9 protein-coding genes are annotated in these 14,633 nt (G+C 67.1%); 7 read left to right on the plus strand and 2 right to left on the minus strand.

The genetic code is table 11. The features are described from left to right. Window positions 1–22: 22 nt before the first annotated feature. On the plus strand, window positions 23–892 hold the full coding sequence (locus tag WMF46_RS15790) for a HAMP domain-containing protein (RefSeq protein WP_437986364.1): 870 nt from the start codon (window positions 23–25) through the stop codon (window positions 890–892). An 85-nt stretch (window positions 893–977) separates the two neighbouring features. Here WMF46_RS15790 and WMF46_RS15795 read toward each other — a convergent pair whose 3' ends face one another. Continuing rightward, on the minus strand, window positions 978–1,301 hold the full coding sequence (locus WMF46_RS15795; protein ID WP_437552772.1) for a YraN family protein: 324 nt from the start codon (window positions 1,299–1,301) through the stop codon (window positions 978–980). Between the two features lie 241 nt (window positions 1,302–1,542). After that, the gene (locus tag WMF46_RS15800) at window positions 1,543–2,394 is read right to left on the minus strand and encodes a hypothetical protein (protein ID WP_437986365.1); all 852 of its coding nucleotides are present in this window, start codon (window positions 2,392–2,394) and stop codon (window positions 1,543–1,545) included. 654 nt (window positions 2,395–3,048) lie between these two features. Between WMF46_RS15800 and WMF46_RS15805 the strand changes: the two genes are divergently transcribed. The 6 genes from WMF46_RS15805 (at window position 3,049) to WMF46_RS15830 (ending at window position 14,588) form a co-directional block, all read left to right on the plus strand. After that, window positions 3,049–4,710: a tetratricopeptide repeat protein gene (locus WMF46_RS15805; protein WP_437986366.1), complete on the plus strand. Its 1,662-nt coding sequence runs from the start codon at window positions 3,049–3,051 to the stop codon at window positions 4,708–4,710. A 91-nt stretch (window positions 4,711–4,801) separates the two neighbouring features. Further along, a complete protein-coding gene (locus tag WMF46_RS15810; protein WP_437986367.1) occupies window positions 4,802–8,683 on the plus strand; it encodes a tetratricopeptide repeat protein in 3,882 nt (1,293 codons plus the stop codon). 11 nt (window positions 8,684–8,694) lie between these two features. Continuing rightward, window positions 8,695–10,185: a tetratricopeptide repeat protein gene (locus WMF46_RS15815; RefSeq protein ID WP_437986368.1), complete on the plus strand. Its 1,491-nt coding sequence runs from the start codon at window positions 8,695–8,697 to the stop codon at window positions 10,183–10,185. A 528-nt stretch (window positions 10,186–10,713) separates the two neighbouring features. Then, window positions 10,714–10,953 (plus strand): hypothetical protein, encoded by a 240-nt coding sequence (locus tag WMF46_RS15820; RefSeq protein ID WP_157906686.1) that lies wholly within the window; start codon window positions 10,714–10,716, stop codon window positions 10,951–10,953. A 90-nt stretch (window positions 10,954–11,043) separates the two neighbouring features. Next, the gene (locus WMF46_RS15825) at window positions 11,044–13,089 is read left to right on the plus strand and encodes an AgmX/PglI C-terminal domain-containing protein (RefSeq protein ID WP_437986369.1); all 2,046 of its coding nucleotides are present in this window, start codon (window positions 11,044–11,046) and stop codon (window positions 13,087–13,089) included. A 590-nt stretch (window positions 13,090–13,679) separates the two neighbouring features. Further along, entirely contained in the window at window positions 13,680–14,588 is a 909-nt protein-coding gene (locus tag WMF46_RS15830; RefSeq protein WP_437552778.1) for a tetratricopeptide repeat protein, read from the plus strand. The last annotated feature ends 45 nt before the right edge of the window (window positions 14,589–14,633 follow it).

Consider the following 14,633-nt stretch of genomic DNA (forward strand, 5'->3'; position numbering starts at 1 on the left):
TCCAGCCAGCTTCGAGGATCCCATGAGCGACGCTTCCAGCACGGCCCCGCAGACCTCCGCGCCGGAGGTCAGAGCGCGCTACCAGCGGAGCGCGCGGAACTACCTGCTCGACCAGAACTTTCAGCTGAAATACACGGGGTTCCTCGTGGGGATCAGCCTTGCGCTCTCCGTGGCGCTCGGGATCCTCCTCTGGAACGCGAGCTCGAAGATCATCGAGCAGAGCCGCAGCGCCGTGCAGCAGGGGCAGGAGACCGTCCGTCAGGGTCAGGAGACCGTCAAGCGCGGCCAGGAGGTGCTCGTCCAGAGCCGTCGGGTCAGCGAGGTCGTCGCGATGAACATCGCGAAGGAGTACAAGGACGATCCCGAGCTCGCGAAGACGTTCGGCGAGGCGGCGCAGCTCGACGAGAGCAAGCTCAAGGACGAGCAGTCGCGGCTCGAGCGCGACGCGGCCATGCTGCAGCAGCGGGCGGAGGCGCTCGGGCGGCAGGCCGCCGACGTCGCGAACAACCAGCAGATGCTGCTCCGCCTCATCGTCGCGCTCCTGTCGTTGCTCGTCCTCGGCGTCGGCGTCGCGGGCATCGTCTTCACGCACAAGATCGCCGGGCCGATCTTCAAGATGAAGCGGCTGCTCCGTCAGGTCGGCGAGGGCAAGCTGATCGTGCGCGAGAAGCTCCGGAAGGGCGACGAGCTCCAGCACTTCTTCGAGGCGTTCGAGAAGATGGTGGAGGACCTGAGGGCGCGCCAGCAGGGCAAGATCGCCAAGATGGATGCGATCCTCGAGAAGCTCGAGGCGGGGGCGCACGCCCAGAAGGGGACGATGGAGATCGATCCCGAGGGGCTCTCCCAGCTGAAGCGACTCCGCAGCGAGATGCAGGAGCAGCTCGACGCGTGATCGCGCCCGCGCGCGGTCGATCGACGTACGCGCTGTCCGAATCCAGCCCGAAATCAAGCCAAAAATAAGAGGAGTTCAGGCCGCGCTAAAATGCGGCCTTGACGATCTCGACCGTCGCTTCTCCGCTCGGGAGGAACGTCACGGACGCGGCGTCGAAGCGCATCCGCTCCACGCCGCGCACGCGCGAGAACGTGGCGCGCCAGAGCCGCTCGCCCGCTCGCCGCACGCGGGCGCGCTTGCTCGCGTCGATGCTGTCGAGGGCGCGGACGTAGGAGCCGGCGCCGCGCGTCCGCACCTCGATGATCACGATGACGGGGCCGTCGCGTGCGACCACGTCGATCTCCAGCCGCCCGACCCGCGCGTTGCGCGCGACGATCTCCACGCCTTGCGCGGCGAGGTGAGCGACCACCGCGTCCTCCGCGCGCGCGCCGAGCGCTCGCCGCGCGTCGGCCGCCGGAGCGCCAGCACGCCCGATCGCGGTCCGGCTCGTCGCCGAAGCCGCCGGCGCGCTGCGCGTGGCGGTGCGCCCGGGCGGACGGCCGTCGTGTGAGCCCGAATCGTCGCTGGGAGGGAGGGAGAGGGAGGTGCCGGCCAGATCGGCCGTCGTCGGGCGAGGGCTTCGCGAACCGCGACGGCCGGTCACCCGACGCCTAGAAGCCTTCGCACTGGTCCGAGTTGGCGCGGCCCTGCACGTCGCCGCAGGCCCCCTCGTTCTCGAACCCCGTGTTCTGCTTGATGCAGTACTTGCCGGTGATGTTCGGGTCCCCGAGGCCGACGTTCGGCCGGATCTCCGAGCAGGTGAAGCCCTGCGGGCACTCGCAGAAGTTGAAGTTCGGATCGTCCGGCTCGCCGTCGGCCACGCCGCACCGGCACGAGCAGTACACCGCCTGCTGCGCGTTCCGGTTCGAGTTGGCGGCGCACTGGCCGCACACGGGCGACGCGACCTGGTCGTCGGTCCCCGGCACGCAGCAGGCTTTGCCCTCGTTCTCAGCCGCCGACTTGGTCGGGTCCTGGCAGCCGGTGAAGCCGTCGCGGCAGAGGTAGAGCTTGCAGACGCCCTCCTCGCACTTCCAGCCGTTGCCGGGGCAGTCCGCATCGGCTCCGCAGCGACAGAAGGCGCCCGCTGCGTCGCACATGCCGCTGAGGCACTGGCTCGCGCCGCCGTCCGGCCTCGACGGTTCGCAGTCGGGCGCGTAGGTCCCCGACTCCTCGCAGGTTGTGCACCCGCCCTGCCCGGGGATACACGTCGCGGGCGCCTCCTGGCCGAGCGGGCAGCTCACGCGCCCCTGGAAGTGGTTCACCAGGCAGATCCGCGTCTGGCACTGGAAGGATCGCGATTCGATGTTCTCTTCCGTCACCTTGAAGCCAGCGAACTGCGAATCGTACTCGTCTTCAGGCAGACACGGGTCGCCGACGCCGCCGCTCTCGCACGCGGAGGGCAGGCTCGCCATAGCGACGACGCTGAGCAGGCCGAGCAGGCCGGACAGAATGGAACGGGTCATCAGAACGTGCTCCTTCGGCGGCGGTGCGCGCCACCGCTTCGGCAGCGGCGCGCGGACGGGAGGCAAGAAAACGCTCAAGTCGAGGTGCTCAAAGGCACAACGTCAGCGGTTGGACCCTAGACGAAGCGCGCCTTGAGCGTCAACAGCCGGATGGGGCGCGCCCGTCCACGTCGCCGGGGTGGCGGGCGCCGCCGGTGCGAGGCGTTCGACCCTGCGCGCGCTCGTCCCTTGGCGGCGGACGGCCTGGCCGCCGCCTGGGCGGCGGCGGTGATGCGGCGGCGCGACGATCGCGTTTAAGGAAGCGAGCGCGCCTCCGTTCGATAATTCCACCGTCGACTCCTACGCAGTGCGCAACCCCAAGGTCGACCCGGCGCCCGGTGTCTCAGGACGGGAATGCAAGAGGGGGCGCCTCGCCCGGCATCGCTTGACAAGCTGCGCGCCACAATCCTACCATCCCCCGCCACACGCAAGTATCCGTTGATTCTCATTGAACTTTTTGGTTCCTGACCGAGCTGCCTCGGGGGTCTACGGCGCGCGTTCTCCGTGTGTGGAGCCGCGAACGGGGCGAAGGGGCCACGATCTTTACGTCGCCGAAAGCGAGGAACGACGATGCGGAACCGGGTGGCGAGTATCTGCCTTGTAGCTTCTGCCCTGTTGCTATCCCCCGCCGTGGGGCATGCGCAGCCCGGCAAAGGTAAGCCCGTCGCGGCTGAAAAGGCGGACGCCAAGGGCGACAAGAAGCCCAGCAAAGAGGTCAGCGCCGACGAGGATGCGGGCCCCGTGACCGCGGGCCAGATGACGGAGGAGGCGGCGCAGGGCAAGCGGCTCTTCGACAGCGAGCGGTGGAGCGACGCCGCGCGGCAGCTGAAGCGCGTCGTCGACGGCGACACCGGCGATGACGATGGCAACAAGCAGATCGCCCAGTACCACCTCGCGATCGCGCTCTACCGCATGCAGTTCTACCAGGCGAGCTACGCGATCTTCTCGCAGATCGCCGACAAGCCGAACCACCTCAAGTTCAACGAGACGCTGCTCTGGCTGTCCAAGCTCGCGACGCAGCTCCCGGAGCCGGCGGACATCATCGAGCGCGTCGGCAAGTACAAGACCGAGCAGGTCGCGCGGTTCAACAACCCCCAGCAGCGCGACCTCTACTGGCAGCTCAACTACCTGCTCGGCCGCTACAAGTACCGGAACCGGAACTACGAGGAGGCCATCAGCCTCTTCGCCAAGGTCGACCCGAACAGCAAGTACTACGTCCAGGCCCAGTTCTTCAGCGGCATCTCGTACGTGCAGCTGCGCAAGTCGGTGCCGGCTGTCAAGTCGTTCCAGCGCATCGTCCAGGCGATCGACGAGGGCGTCGAGGGCCTCGAGGACGAGGCGCGCATGCGCGACCTCGCGTTCCTCTCGATGGCGCGCACCTACTACTCGGCCTCCGTCCGCCTCGACGACAACAACGTTCCGACGATCGACGCCGCGAAGCTCTCGGCCGCCGTCAAGTACTGGAACCGCGTCGACGTCGCGAGCGAGTACTGGCTGGACAGCCTCTTCGAGCAGTCCTGGGCGTACTTCATGGCCGGGCTGTACCCGCAGGCGCTCGGCAACATCCACACGATCGAGTCGCCCTACTTCCCGAACTCGTTCTATCCCGAGGCCGACATCCTGAAGGCCGTCGTCTCGTTCACGATCTGCCAGTACGGCGACGCGACCACGATCGTCGCGAAGATGAAGAAGAAGTACGAGCCGATCAAGAAGGACCTCGAGTCGATCCTGGCGCGGTACCAGGGGGAGGGGAACGAGGAGCGCTTCTTCCAGTTCCTGAAGGACGTGGGCGCCGGCAAGGGCGACATCCCGCCGAGGGTCCGGCCGATCGTCGAGAACGCGCTCTCCGACCGCCAGCTCCGCCGCAACATGGAGTACGTGCGCATCCTCGATGAGGAGGCGGACCGGTTCAAGAAGGCGCCCGCCAACTTCCGCAACTCTCCGGTCGGCAGCGACGTGACCGACGCGCTCGAGTTCGCGAGGAGCCTCGCGATCCGGAACGCCGGCACGCTCGGCCGGGAGCGCTACCAGCGCAACCTCGACGAGCTCAACGAGCACCTCCGCGACTCGTCGAAGATCCTCATCGACATCACCGCGGCCGAGAGGAACAAGCTCGATCAGCAGGTCGTCAGCGGCCAGCTGTCGAAGGAGGACGCGCTCACGTACGGCGTCGTCAAGCCCGACGACGAGCACGTGCTCTGGCCGTTCGACGGCGAGTACTGGCGCGACGAGCTCGGCTTCTACCGGCAGGTCGTGACGTCGAAGTGCAGCAAGTGAGCGATTTCATCATGGTTGGCCCCGCGGCCATAGGTCGCGGGGCAGGCAGCGCTTCCTCACGGGGGTCCGTGGCGGAGGGACGGAGATGGAGATGAAGCAGTCGAAGTTCGGTGTACTGCATGCGCTCCGCGCGGCGGCGGGTACGTTGGCCGTGGCGGCGTGCGCGGTCACAACGAGCCCCGCGTCGGCGGCCGACGCGTGCATCACGCAGCCGGCGAAGGATGCGATCGCCGCCTGTCCGGGCGGCAAGCTCCAGGTGTCGGCGGGCAAGAAGCCGCAGGTTAGCTTCAAGTCAGCCCCGCAGGGGATCCAGCTGAAGAAGCGCGAGGACTTGACGAAGCCGGCCAATCCGACCGCTTCACAGGCCTCGGCGCAGCGCGACGAGCGGCGCAATCGCCTCGCCCCGAAGGTGAGGAGCCTGCTCGTGACGGAGATCCAGGGGCTCGAGGGCCTGTACTCCTCGACGCCCAAGAACGCGCCGGACCGGCCGAAGCTGATGCGGCGCCTCGCCGAGGGCTACGTCGAGCTCGAGTCGGCGGCGTTCCGCGACAAGACCGAGGGGCAGATCAAGGCGGACGAGGCCAAGCGGAAGAACCCGAAGGCGGTCGCCGGGATCCGGACCGAGATCGCCAAGGCCGACAAGATCCTAGCCCTCGCGCGAAAGCAGGCGATCAAGTACTACACGGACCTGAAGACGCAGTATCCGAAGTACTGCCAGAGCACCAACGCGGCCGACCCCGCGAAGAGCACGGGCTGCACGGACGAGGTCCTCTACTACCTCGCCTATGAGTACGAGCAGGCCCAGCAGCTCGAGGACGCTCGCAAGGTCTACTTCGAGCTCATCAAGAACTGGCCGAACTCGAAGTACATCCCGAACGCGTACCTCGCCTTCGGCGAGCTCTTCTTCAACGAGGCGCAGGGCGACCCGTCCAAGTGGGACCTGGCGGAGCAGTCGTACGTCAAGGTCACCCAGTACCCGCCGCCCGAGAACAAGGTCTGGGGCTACGCCCACTACAAGCTCGGGTACGTCTACTGGAACAAGGGCGACTTCGCCCGCGCCATCAGCGAGTTCAAGAAGACGATCGAGTACGGGCAGCAGTTCCAGCAGATGCCGAACGCTGCGCAGCTCGCCGTCTCTGCGCGGCGCGACATCATCCCCGTCTACGCGCTCGCGGGCGACCCGCGCAAGTCGCACGACTTCCTCCGTCCGCTCAGCGGCGACGCGGGCGGCAGCTCCGAGAAGACGTTCAAGATGATGGACGACCTCGGGCAGAACTACCTCGACACCGGTCACTACAAGGAGGGCATCGAGCTCTACACCGACCTGATGACCCGCGATCGGGGCCCGAGGTACTGCGTCTACCAGGGGCACATCGCGGAGGCGACGCTCGCCATGAAGTCTGGCAACAAGGACCAGATCATCGGCGAGCTCGGGCGCCAGCTCGACGTCCACAACAAGTTCCAGGGCGAGGGGCACCCGGCGGACGCCAAGCTGAAGTGCTCGAACATCACCGCCGGTCTGCTGACCGAGACGGCGATGGCCTGGCACCTCGAGGCGGTGGGCTCGGGCGGCGTGCGCGGCACCGGCGACAAGAAGACGATGCAGCTCGCCGCGCAGCTCTACGACAAGGTCGTCAACAACTTCAAGCAGGAGCAGTTCGCCAAGTTCGAGTTCCCCCGCATCCTGAAGGAGGACTGGCCGAACATCTTCAAGATCAAGTACGCGATGGCCGACCTTCTGTACTTCCAGAAGGACTGGGCCAAGTGCGGTCCCGCGTTCGACTCGGTCGTGGCCGAGGACCCGAACGGCCCGCAGGCGGCTGAGGCCGCGTACGCCTCGGTGCTCTGCTACCAGAACATCTACACCGAGACCCACAAGGACGGCTCCGACAAGAAGGGCTCCGGCAACCTCCCCGACGGGGGGACGGGCAAGAAGGGCGACAAGAAGGCGGAGAAGGCGAAGTTCCAGCCGAAGGACTTCAGTGACAGCCAGAAGGGCATGATCACCGCCTTCAACCGGTACGTCTGCTACATCAAGCCCGCGGCGAACGACAAGGAAGCCCAGGAGCAGTACGTCGAGGTGAAGTACGCGCGCGGCCGCACGTACTTCGAGGCGCAGCACTGGGAGGAGGCCGCGCTCGCGTTCCGCGACGTGGCGCTGAACCATGCCGACAAGGAGGTCGGCATCTACGCGTCTCAGCTCTACCTCGAGTCGCTCAACGTCCTCGGCGCGAACATGGATCCGCCGCGTCCGTCTTGTTACGACGACATGGCCGCGGACGTGCCCAAGTTCATCGATCTCTACTGCAAGGGCGGCAAGGAGAAGGAGAACGCCGAGCAGTGCGGCATCCTGATCCGCATCCAGCGCGACATCGAGCGCCTGCGCGCGCAGAAGCTCGTCGAGGCTGCTGACGCGGCCGGTGGCGTCGAGGCCCTCAAGAACTATGAGAAGGCCGCCGTCGCTTACATGGACATGTGGAAGAAGTACGGCGAGGCCGCTTGCGAGGCGAAGCAGCCCGCGTGCGAGAAGAGCGAGGAGGTCCTCTACAACGCCGCGAAGGCGTTCCAGGCCGCCCGCCTCATCGCCAAGTCGATCTCGGCCCGCAAGATCCTGCTCGACCCGCGGTACAACCTCCACAACACCGAGCTGGCGAAGACGTCGATCTACGAGATCGGCGGCAACTACCAGGCGATCGCCGTCTATGACGAGGCGGCGAACTGGTACGAGCGCTACGCCCGCGAGAACCCGAAGGGGGAGAAGGCCGCGGAGGCGCTCCAGGACGCGGTCGTGCTGCGGCTCGGCCTCGGTCAGGAGGACCAGGCGATCAAGGACGCCGACCTCTTCAACAAGAACTACGGCAAGGCGAAGCCGGCGCAGACCGCGCAGATCGCGTTCGCGATCGGCGCGCACTACATCGACCGCGAGGACTGGGATCAGGCGCGCCGGCGGCTGTCGACGGCGATGCCGCAGATCGATCGCAACGCGACGTTCGACGTCCAGGTGCAGGCGCACGCGATGTACGCGCGCGTCCTGCTGCAGACGAAGAGCGTGACCCCGGCGAACGGCGAGTACAACAAGGTCCGCGGCTACTGGAAGGACCCTGCGGCCGCGCTCAAGAAGCTCGACGCGATCGGCGGCGAGGAGCCGGAGAAGCTGCGCCGGCTCGGCAAGGTGCTGACCGCGGTCGGCGAGGCCTACTTCCACTTCGCCGAGCAGAAGCGGAAGGACGTCGATAAGATCAAGTTCCCCGAGTACAAGGGCTCCGGGAACCGCGAGGACGTCCTCAAGCACATCAACACCAAGGTCGCCGACTGGGTGAAGAAGAAGCGCCCGGCGATCGAGGCGGCCGACGTCGAGTACCAGAAGATCCTCAAGCTGGAGCCGACGCCTCCGCCGAAGTGGGTCATCGCGGCCGGCGCGCGCGTCGGTCAGATGTGGGGCAAGTTCGTCGCCGAGTTCCGGGCCGCGCCCATCCCGAAGGAATGGAAGGGGCACGGCATGGTCCCGGGCACCGACGTCTCGTACGACGAGATCCGGGGTGAGTACTACTCGCGCCTCGACGAGGCGAGCGAGCCGCAGAAGCAGATGGCGAAGGGCGCGTTCAAGACCTGCCTCGACCTGTCCGTGAAGTACCAGTACTTCGACGACTACTCGCGTACCTGCGAGGTGTGGCTGTCGAAGAACTACGGCGCCGAGTACCACCTCATCGACGAATTCCGTGGCTCCCCGTCGCGGGTCAACTCCGGCATGAGCGAACGCCCTGCGCCGCTGAACCTCGACGGGACCGCCTTCCGAGAAGCGCTGACCGCAACCGACAAGCCGGCTGCGAGCAAGGACAAGGAAGAGGGCGAGGACAAGAAGGCGGGCGAGGACAAGAAGGCGGGCGAGGACAAGAAGGCGGCGCCGGCGGCGGCTGGCGCGTCCAAGGAAGGCTCGGCGCTCGATCGGGCCACGACCCGACCCAGGAAGTGATGGAGCGAAACATGAGAAGCATCACCTCATTGGCAGCGGTTGCGGTGCTCCTTCTGGCCGCGACGGGTTGTGGCGGCGGCAGCACCGGCGGTACGGCTCACGGGGCGAAGGACCCGACGACGGGCAAGGCGATCACGGACAGCAAGGGTCAGGCCGTGTCGGTCGAGGCGGCCAACAAGTTCAAGACCGCCATGGACACCATGGTCCAGCACGACAAGGCTGGGGACTGGTCCGAGGGGACTTGCAGCTCGACGGCCCAGCTGTTCCTGGACGCGGCGGACGAGCAAGGGGACACGACGTTCGCCGAGGCCATCTACAACGCGGGTCTCGCGTACCAGCGTTGCAAGAAGGACTCGGAGGCGAAGAAGTACTTCACGCAAGCGCTTCAGAAGAACCCGAAGTTCCACCCCGCGCGGGTCCAGGTGGCGCTCTACAACCTGGCGGAGTCGGGCGAGAGGAACCTCGACGCGGCGATCAGCGAGATGCGCCAGGCCGCCGTCGTGGATGCTCAGTACAAGAACGTCGAGGCGCTCGTGCACCTCGCGCTCCTGTACATGAAGCGCGGCAACCAGGTCGCGGACAACGATGGCCCCAACGACTTCCAGCGCGCGAAGCGGTACATCCAGAGCGCGCTGGCCGTCGATGATGCCTTCATGCCCGCGTTCAACCAGCTCGCGATCTACTACCTGGAGACGGCGAAGCAGAAGGCGGGCAGGAAGACGGGCAAGGCGGTCGCGACCAACGTCAGCAAGCAGAAGAAGGTCGACACCCAGGCGCTGGAGCTCGCGGCGCTGGTCTGCTCCCAGGCCATCCGCAAGAACCCCAACTACGCGCCGATCCACAACACCGCGGGGATGATCCAGGTCGAGCTCGCGAACCTGAACGGCGCCGTGCAGGAGTTCAACCTCGCGAGGAGGCTCGATCCGACCTTCTACGAGGCGCAGATGAACTACGCGGCGGTGAACCTCCAGTTCCGCGGGTTCCAGCAGGCGGACGAGGCGTACCGCGCGGCCCTGAAGATGCGTCCGAACGACTACGACGCTCATCTGGGCCTCGCGCTCGCCCTGCGCGGTCAGATCGATGACGCGAACTTCGACAGCATGGTGGCCGCCGCCAGCGCTGAGCTCGAAGCCGCCAAGAAGGTCGCCCCCGAGCGCGCCGAGACCTACTACAACGAGGCGATCCTGACCCAGGAGTACAAGGCGAAGTCGGGCGGCAAGGGGGCCGAGGGCGCCCTCATGTCGGCGAAGGGGCTATTCGGTCAGTTCATCCAGAAGGCGGGCGTAAGCGCCGAGTTCGCCGACGCGGTGAAGCGGTCGAAGGAGCGTATGAGCGAGATCGACCAGATCATCGCCTTCAACAAGCAGACCGAGGCCGAGCGGAAGGCGGCCGAGGCCGACATGAAGACGAAGGAAGCCGAGCAGGAGGCAGCTGCCGGGAGCGAGGGCGAAGGGGGTGAAGGGGGCGAAGCGACGACCCCGGCCCCGGCTCCTGCCCAGTAGCGGAGCCTCGTCCTGCGCGCTGTCGATGGCAGGGTGCAGGTTCGTGTGACACGGGCTCAGCCGCTGGGCAGGGGAGCGAGGCGTATGAAAAGTACGCCGCAGCGAGCTTCACTCTGCGGATGAGCCCGTCGCGCACGAAGATGCGCTCCGCCACAGCGGACGTCTCGATCGGTCCGGGTCGTAAGGAGGGTGAGCGAGGGATACGGTAGTATTCCGGGCGAGCTCGACGGGCGGGTCGGACCGCGTGGCGGTGCGACAGACAACGGCACCTGGAGCCCTCTTCTCTCACTGCACGAAGCTGCATCAAGGAGAAGGGGGCTCGCTTTTTTCGTCGTCGTCGCAGCTCTCTGGGAACCTTGGGTGGAATCGGTTGTCGAGGCGTGTGTGGGTCGTGCTCTCCGACGCCTCGATAGCATGCGAAGCTGGTTGACCGGCCGCCGCGTAAGGCGGTACAATGGCACTGTAACCGCGTCGGAACATTGTGAGGAGGCTGGAATGAGAGGGTTGACCCGATTGGGTGCGGGAGTCGTGGCTGCCGTTCTTACGAGCGTGGTCGCCTCATCGGCGTTCGCGCAGGGAGCGGCTCCTGGCGGTGGGAAGAAGGACGAGGGGTACGGGTACGAGTTCTCGGACGATCCGCTGAACGCCGGCGGGTTCGGCCCCAACGACGCCACCATCCGCGTGCGGCCCGGCCCTGTCCGGACGACGCTGATCAGGCCCCGCACCTCGTTCGTTCCGGAGATGCTCAAGTCGGTCGAGAACCTCTGATGTGACGGGCAGGTTTGGCACCTGCCCTATCGATTTACCCCCCGGTGCTGGGGGCGTGCGCCGCGCGGCGCATAGGGAAGGCTGGCGGAGATGGAAGGCAAGCAAAGGGTCGCTCTCACATTTGCGCTCTACCAAAACGAGGCGCTCGTCCGCCGGGAGACGATCACCCAGGATATCGTCAAGGTAGGCAAGGACGCGAAGAGCCATCTGCGTGTCGATGACGAGCTTGCCTCGCGCATGCACGCGGTCATCGAGGTCGCCTCCCCGCAGGACATCACGCTCATCGATCTCGGCAACGAGCCGGGCACGATGGTGAACGGGGCGCGCGTCAACAAGTGCAAGATCAGCCCAGGCGATCAGCTCCAGATCGGCGGCACGAAGATCATGCTGGAGCGCGCGGAGCCGGTGGCGGTCGCCGCGGCCGCGGGCCCTGCGAAGCCGGTCCCCGCCAACCCGTTTGCGGCGGCGCCTGGTGGGAGCCCGTTCGGCGCTGCGGCGCCCGGGAATCCGTTCGCGGCTGCGCCGCCTGGGAACCCGTTCGCCGCGGCCTCCGCGGGCGGCGCGGACCCGTTCTCCTACAACAACCCGTTCGCGCAGTCGGCGCCGGCCGTCGACGAGGTGCCCCCGGACGCGCCCGAGGGCTCCTACACGTACACGCTCGTGAAGAACGGGCCGGACGTGCCGAGCGACGAAACCGAGGTCCCGGCGGCCTCGGTCGAGGTCATGATTCTGTGGGATGCCGCGGTGCTCCACGTCGAGCACCTCACGCCGCCGCGCTCCTTCTACGTGGGTGAGGAGGCGGGGAAGAACTTCAAGTGCGACTACTTCATCCCCTCGGAGAAGCTCGGCACGACGCGAGCGCCCATCATTCTCGCGGATCGCGCAGGCTCGGTCTCCGTGGTGCTCCTGCCCCGCGCGACCGGCACCATCGAGATCCCGGGTAGGCCGAAGATGACGGTGCAGCAGGCGATCGATCAGGGCCTCACGCAGCCGTGTTCCGAGCTGTCTGGCGCCTATCAGATGGCGCTTCCGTCGGGCGGGAAGGCGAAGGTCGAGCTCGACGGCATCGTCTTCCAGGTGTCCGCCGTGAACGCAGGCAAAGTCGTGGCTGGCCACCTCCAGCTGGACACGCAGAGCCTGCTGTATACGGGCCTCTCGATGGCGGTTCACCTCGGGCTGCTCGCGGCGATGGCCTTCTTCATGCCGCCCCTCGGCGATACGGGCGAGGACGGGATCTCCGCTGACCAGCAGTTCCTCATCCAGCAGTACCTCGCGGCGGCCGCCGAGAAGGAGATGGAGGAGAAGGAGACCGAGCAGGTCGCCGAGAACGCGGCGGACAACAAGGAGGGTGGCACCGGTACACGCGCCAAGGGTGAAGAGGGTTCGATGGGTAACCCGAACACCAAGGCCACCGGCAACCGCTACGGCGTCCAGGGGCCCGCTGACAACCCGGATCCGCACATCGCCCGCCAGGCCGCGCTCCGCGACGCCGCGGAGTTCGGCATGATCGGGCTGCTGAACGCCGGAGCCGGCGGCGATCCGAACGCGCCGACCGCGCCGTGGGGACGCGACGATTCGCTCGGAAACGATGCGCTGAGCGCCCGCGGCAACATGTGGGGCGATCAGATCGGCGACTCGTTCGGCGCTGGCGGCCTCGGCCTCTCCGGCATCGGCGAGGGCGGTGGCGGGCGCGGCGAAGGCATCGGCCTCGGCTCGATCGGCACCATCGGTCACGGCGCCGGCACCGGCACCGGCCAGGGCTTCGGCTCCGGCCATGGCCGCCTCGGCGGGTCGCATCGCACCAAGCCGCCGCAGGTGCGCATGGGTGCGACCAGCGTGAGCGGTCGTCTGCCCCCCGAGGTCATCCAGCGTATCGTCCGCCAGAACTTCGGTCGATTCCGGCTCTGCTACGAGAACGGGCTCAGGAACAACCCGAATCTGCAGGGCCGTGTCGCGGTGCGCTTCGTCATCGGGCGCGACGGCGCGGTCTCCAACGTGGGTAACGGCGGTTCGGATCTGCCCGATAACGGCGTGGTTTCCTGCGTCGTTCGGGCGTTCTACGGCCTGTCGTTCCCGCAGCCCGAGGGCGGTATCGTCACCGTCGTCTACCCGATCATGCTCAGCCCCGGCGGCTGAGTCCGCCTCGCCGCTCGGTTCGAGCGAACGCCCCGCACGCGATGTGCGGGGCGTTTTTCGTTTCAGCGCTGGACGCGGCCGGCGCCGGGCGCGGCCAGCGGTCTGCGGCGAGCGCCGTGGGGTGGCCAGCTCGGCGTCCGCCGCGCGGGGAGGGCGGGGCCCCGCGTGGAGGCGCTGCAGCGAGGCGCATGCACGGGGTCTGAAGCCCTGGACTTCCGCGGTTGCCTCCGCCTATTCTCGCGTCGCCGCGCGAGGTTCAACGCGCGCCACCTCGGGACGCTTGTGACGGTGCCACACGGAGCGGGGCAGCCCGTCTCCTAGATTGCTGAAGGAGCGGCGCAGCCGACTCCGGGATGCTGAAGGAGCGGCGCAGCCGACTCCGGGACGCTGGAAGGAGCGGCGCAGCCGTCTCCGGGATTGGGGACGGAGCGGCGCAGCCGACTCCGGGACGCTGTGAAGGAGCGGCGCAGCCGACTCCGGGACGCTGTGAAGGAGCGGCGCAGCCGACTCCGGGACGTTGAAGAGGGGCGACGCGACGCCCAGGTCACTCAGAGGCCGGCGATGCCGGGGCCATTCGAAAGGTGAGCGAGATGAAGCTTGGGGCATTCTTGATGGTTGGCCTGGTCGCGGCGAGCGCGGCGGGCCTGGGCTGCAGCCGCCATCGCCAGGAGGCCGTCATCCTGGCGAATCAGGCCGACAAGGAGGTCGCCGTCAACCCCGACGGTGCGGCCAACAAGTACGAGCAGGCGACCAAGCTCGACCCGAACAACCACCGCATCTTCTTCAAGCTGGCGATGGCACACAAGAAGTCGGAGTCGTGGGACAAGGTCGCATCGACGCTGGCTCGCGCCACGCAGATCGCCCCGAAGTTCGCGAACTACTGGTTCGAACGAGGGTGGGCGCTCGAGCAGCAAGCGAAGAAGAAGACGATCTCGTACGAAGAGGCCAAAGAGCCCTACCAGAAGTGTATCGAGAACGACCCCAACTTCGCGGATTGCTACTCCCAGCTCGGGAACGTCTATCTCTGGACGGACGACGAGCAGAAGGCGCTCGAGAACCTCACCAAGGCGATCGAGCACAATCCGAACGAAATCCGCTACTACGCGGCGCTCGCCGACCTGTACACCCGTCTCGGGTACACGAAGGAGGCCGAGCAGGTGCTCAAGGAGGCGAAGTCGTTCGCGAAGCCGGGGGACAAGTACCTCTTCGGCGTCCACAGCCTGCTCGCGTCGGTCTACCAGGACCGGGGGTCCACGGCGGAGATGGTGTCCGAGCTCGAGGCCGCCAAGGCGGTGGCGCCCACGGATGGTCCCGAGTCGGTGCAGATTCTCTGGAGTCTCGGGAGCACCTACGCGACCCTGGATCCGCCGCGCAAGCAGGAGGCGATCCAGATGCTCAAGGGGTTCACCACGCGCGCCTGCAAGGGCTCGAAGGCGGCGAGCTTCAAGACCGAGTGCGAGACGGCGAACACGCTCGTCGCGCGGCTCGGCGGTCAATAGCCGTGATGCCGCGCGCGGCACGGGGCACGTAAGCGTTTCAATTCG

The sequence above is a fragment of the Sorangium sp. So ce117 genome (assembly GCF_051524395.1).
In the GTDB taxonomy this organism is placed as follows: Bacteria; Myxococcota_A; Polyangia; order Polyangiales; family Polyangiaceae; genus Sorangium; species Sorangium cellulosum_B.

Coding starts and splice junctions, on each gene's coding strand:
- WMF46_RS15800 (WP_437986365.1), bottom strand. CDS start 2,394: ATGACCCGTTCCATTCTGTCCGGCCTGCTCGGCCTGCTCAGCGTCGTC.
- WMF46_RS15810 (WP_437986367.1), top strand. CDS start 4,802: ATGAAGCAGTCGAAGTTCGGTGTACTGCATGCGCTCCGCGCGGCGGCG.
- WMF46_RS15790 (WP_437986364.1), top strand. CDS start 23: ATGAGCGACGCTTCCAGCACGGCCCCGCAGACCTCCGCGCCGGAGGTC.
- WMF46_RS15830 (WP_437552778.1), top strand. CDS start 13,680: ATGAAGCTTGGGGCATTCTTGATGGTTGGCCTGGTCGCGGCGAGCGCG.
- WMF46_RS15815 (WP_437986368.1), top strand. CDS start 8,695: ATGAGAAGCATCACCTCATTGGCAGCGGTTGCGGTGCTCCTTCTGGCC.
- WMF46_RS15825 (WP_437986369.1), top strand. CDS start 11,044: ATGGAAGGCAAGCAAAGGGTCGCTCTCACATTTGCGCTCTACCAAAAC.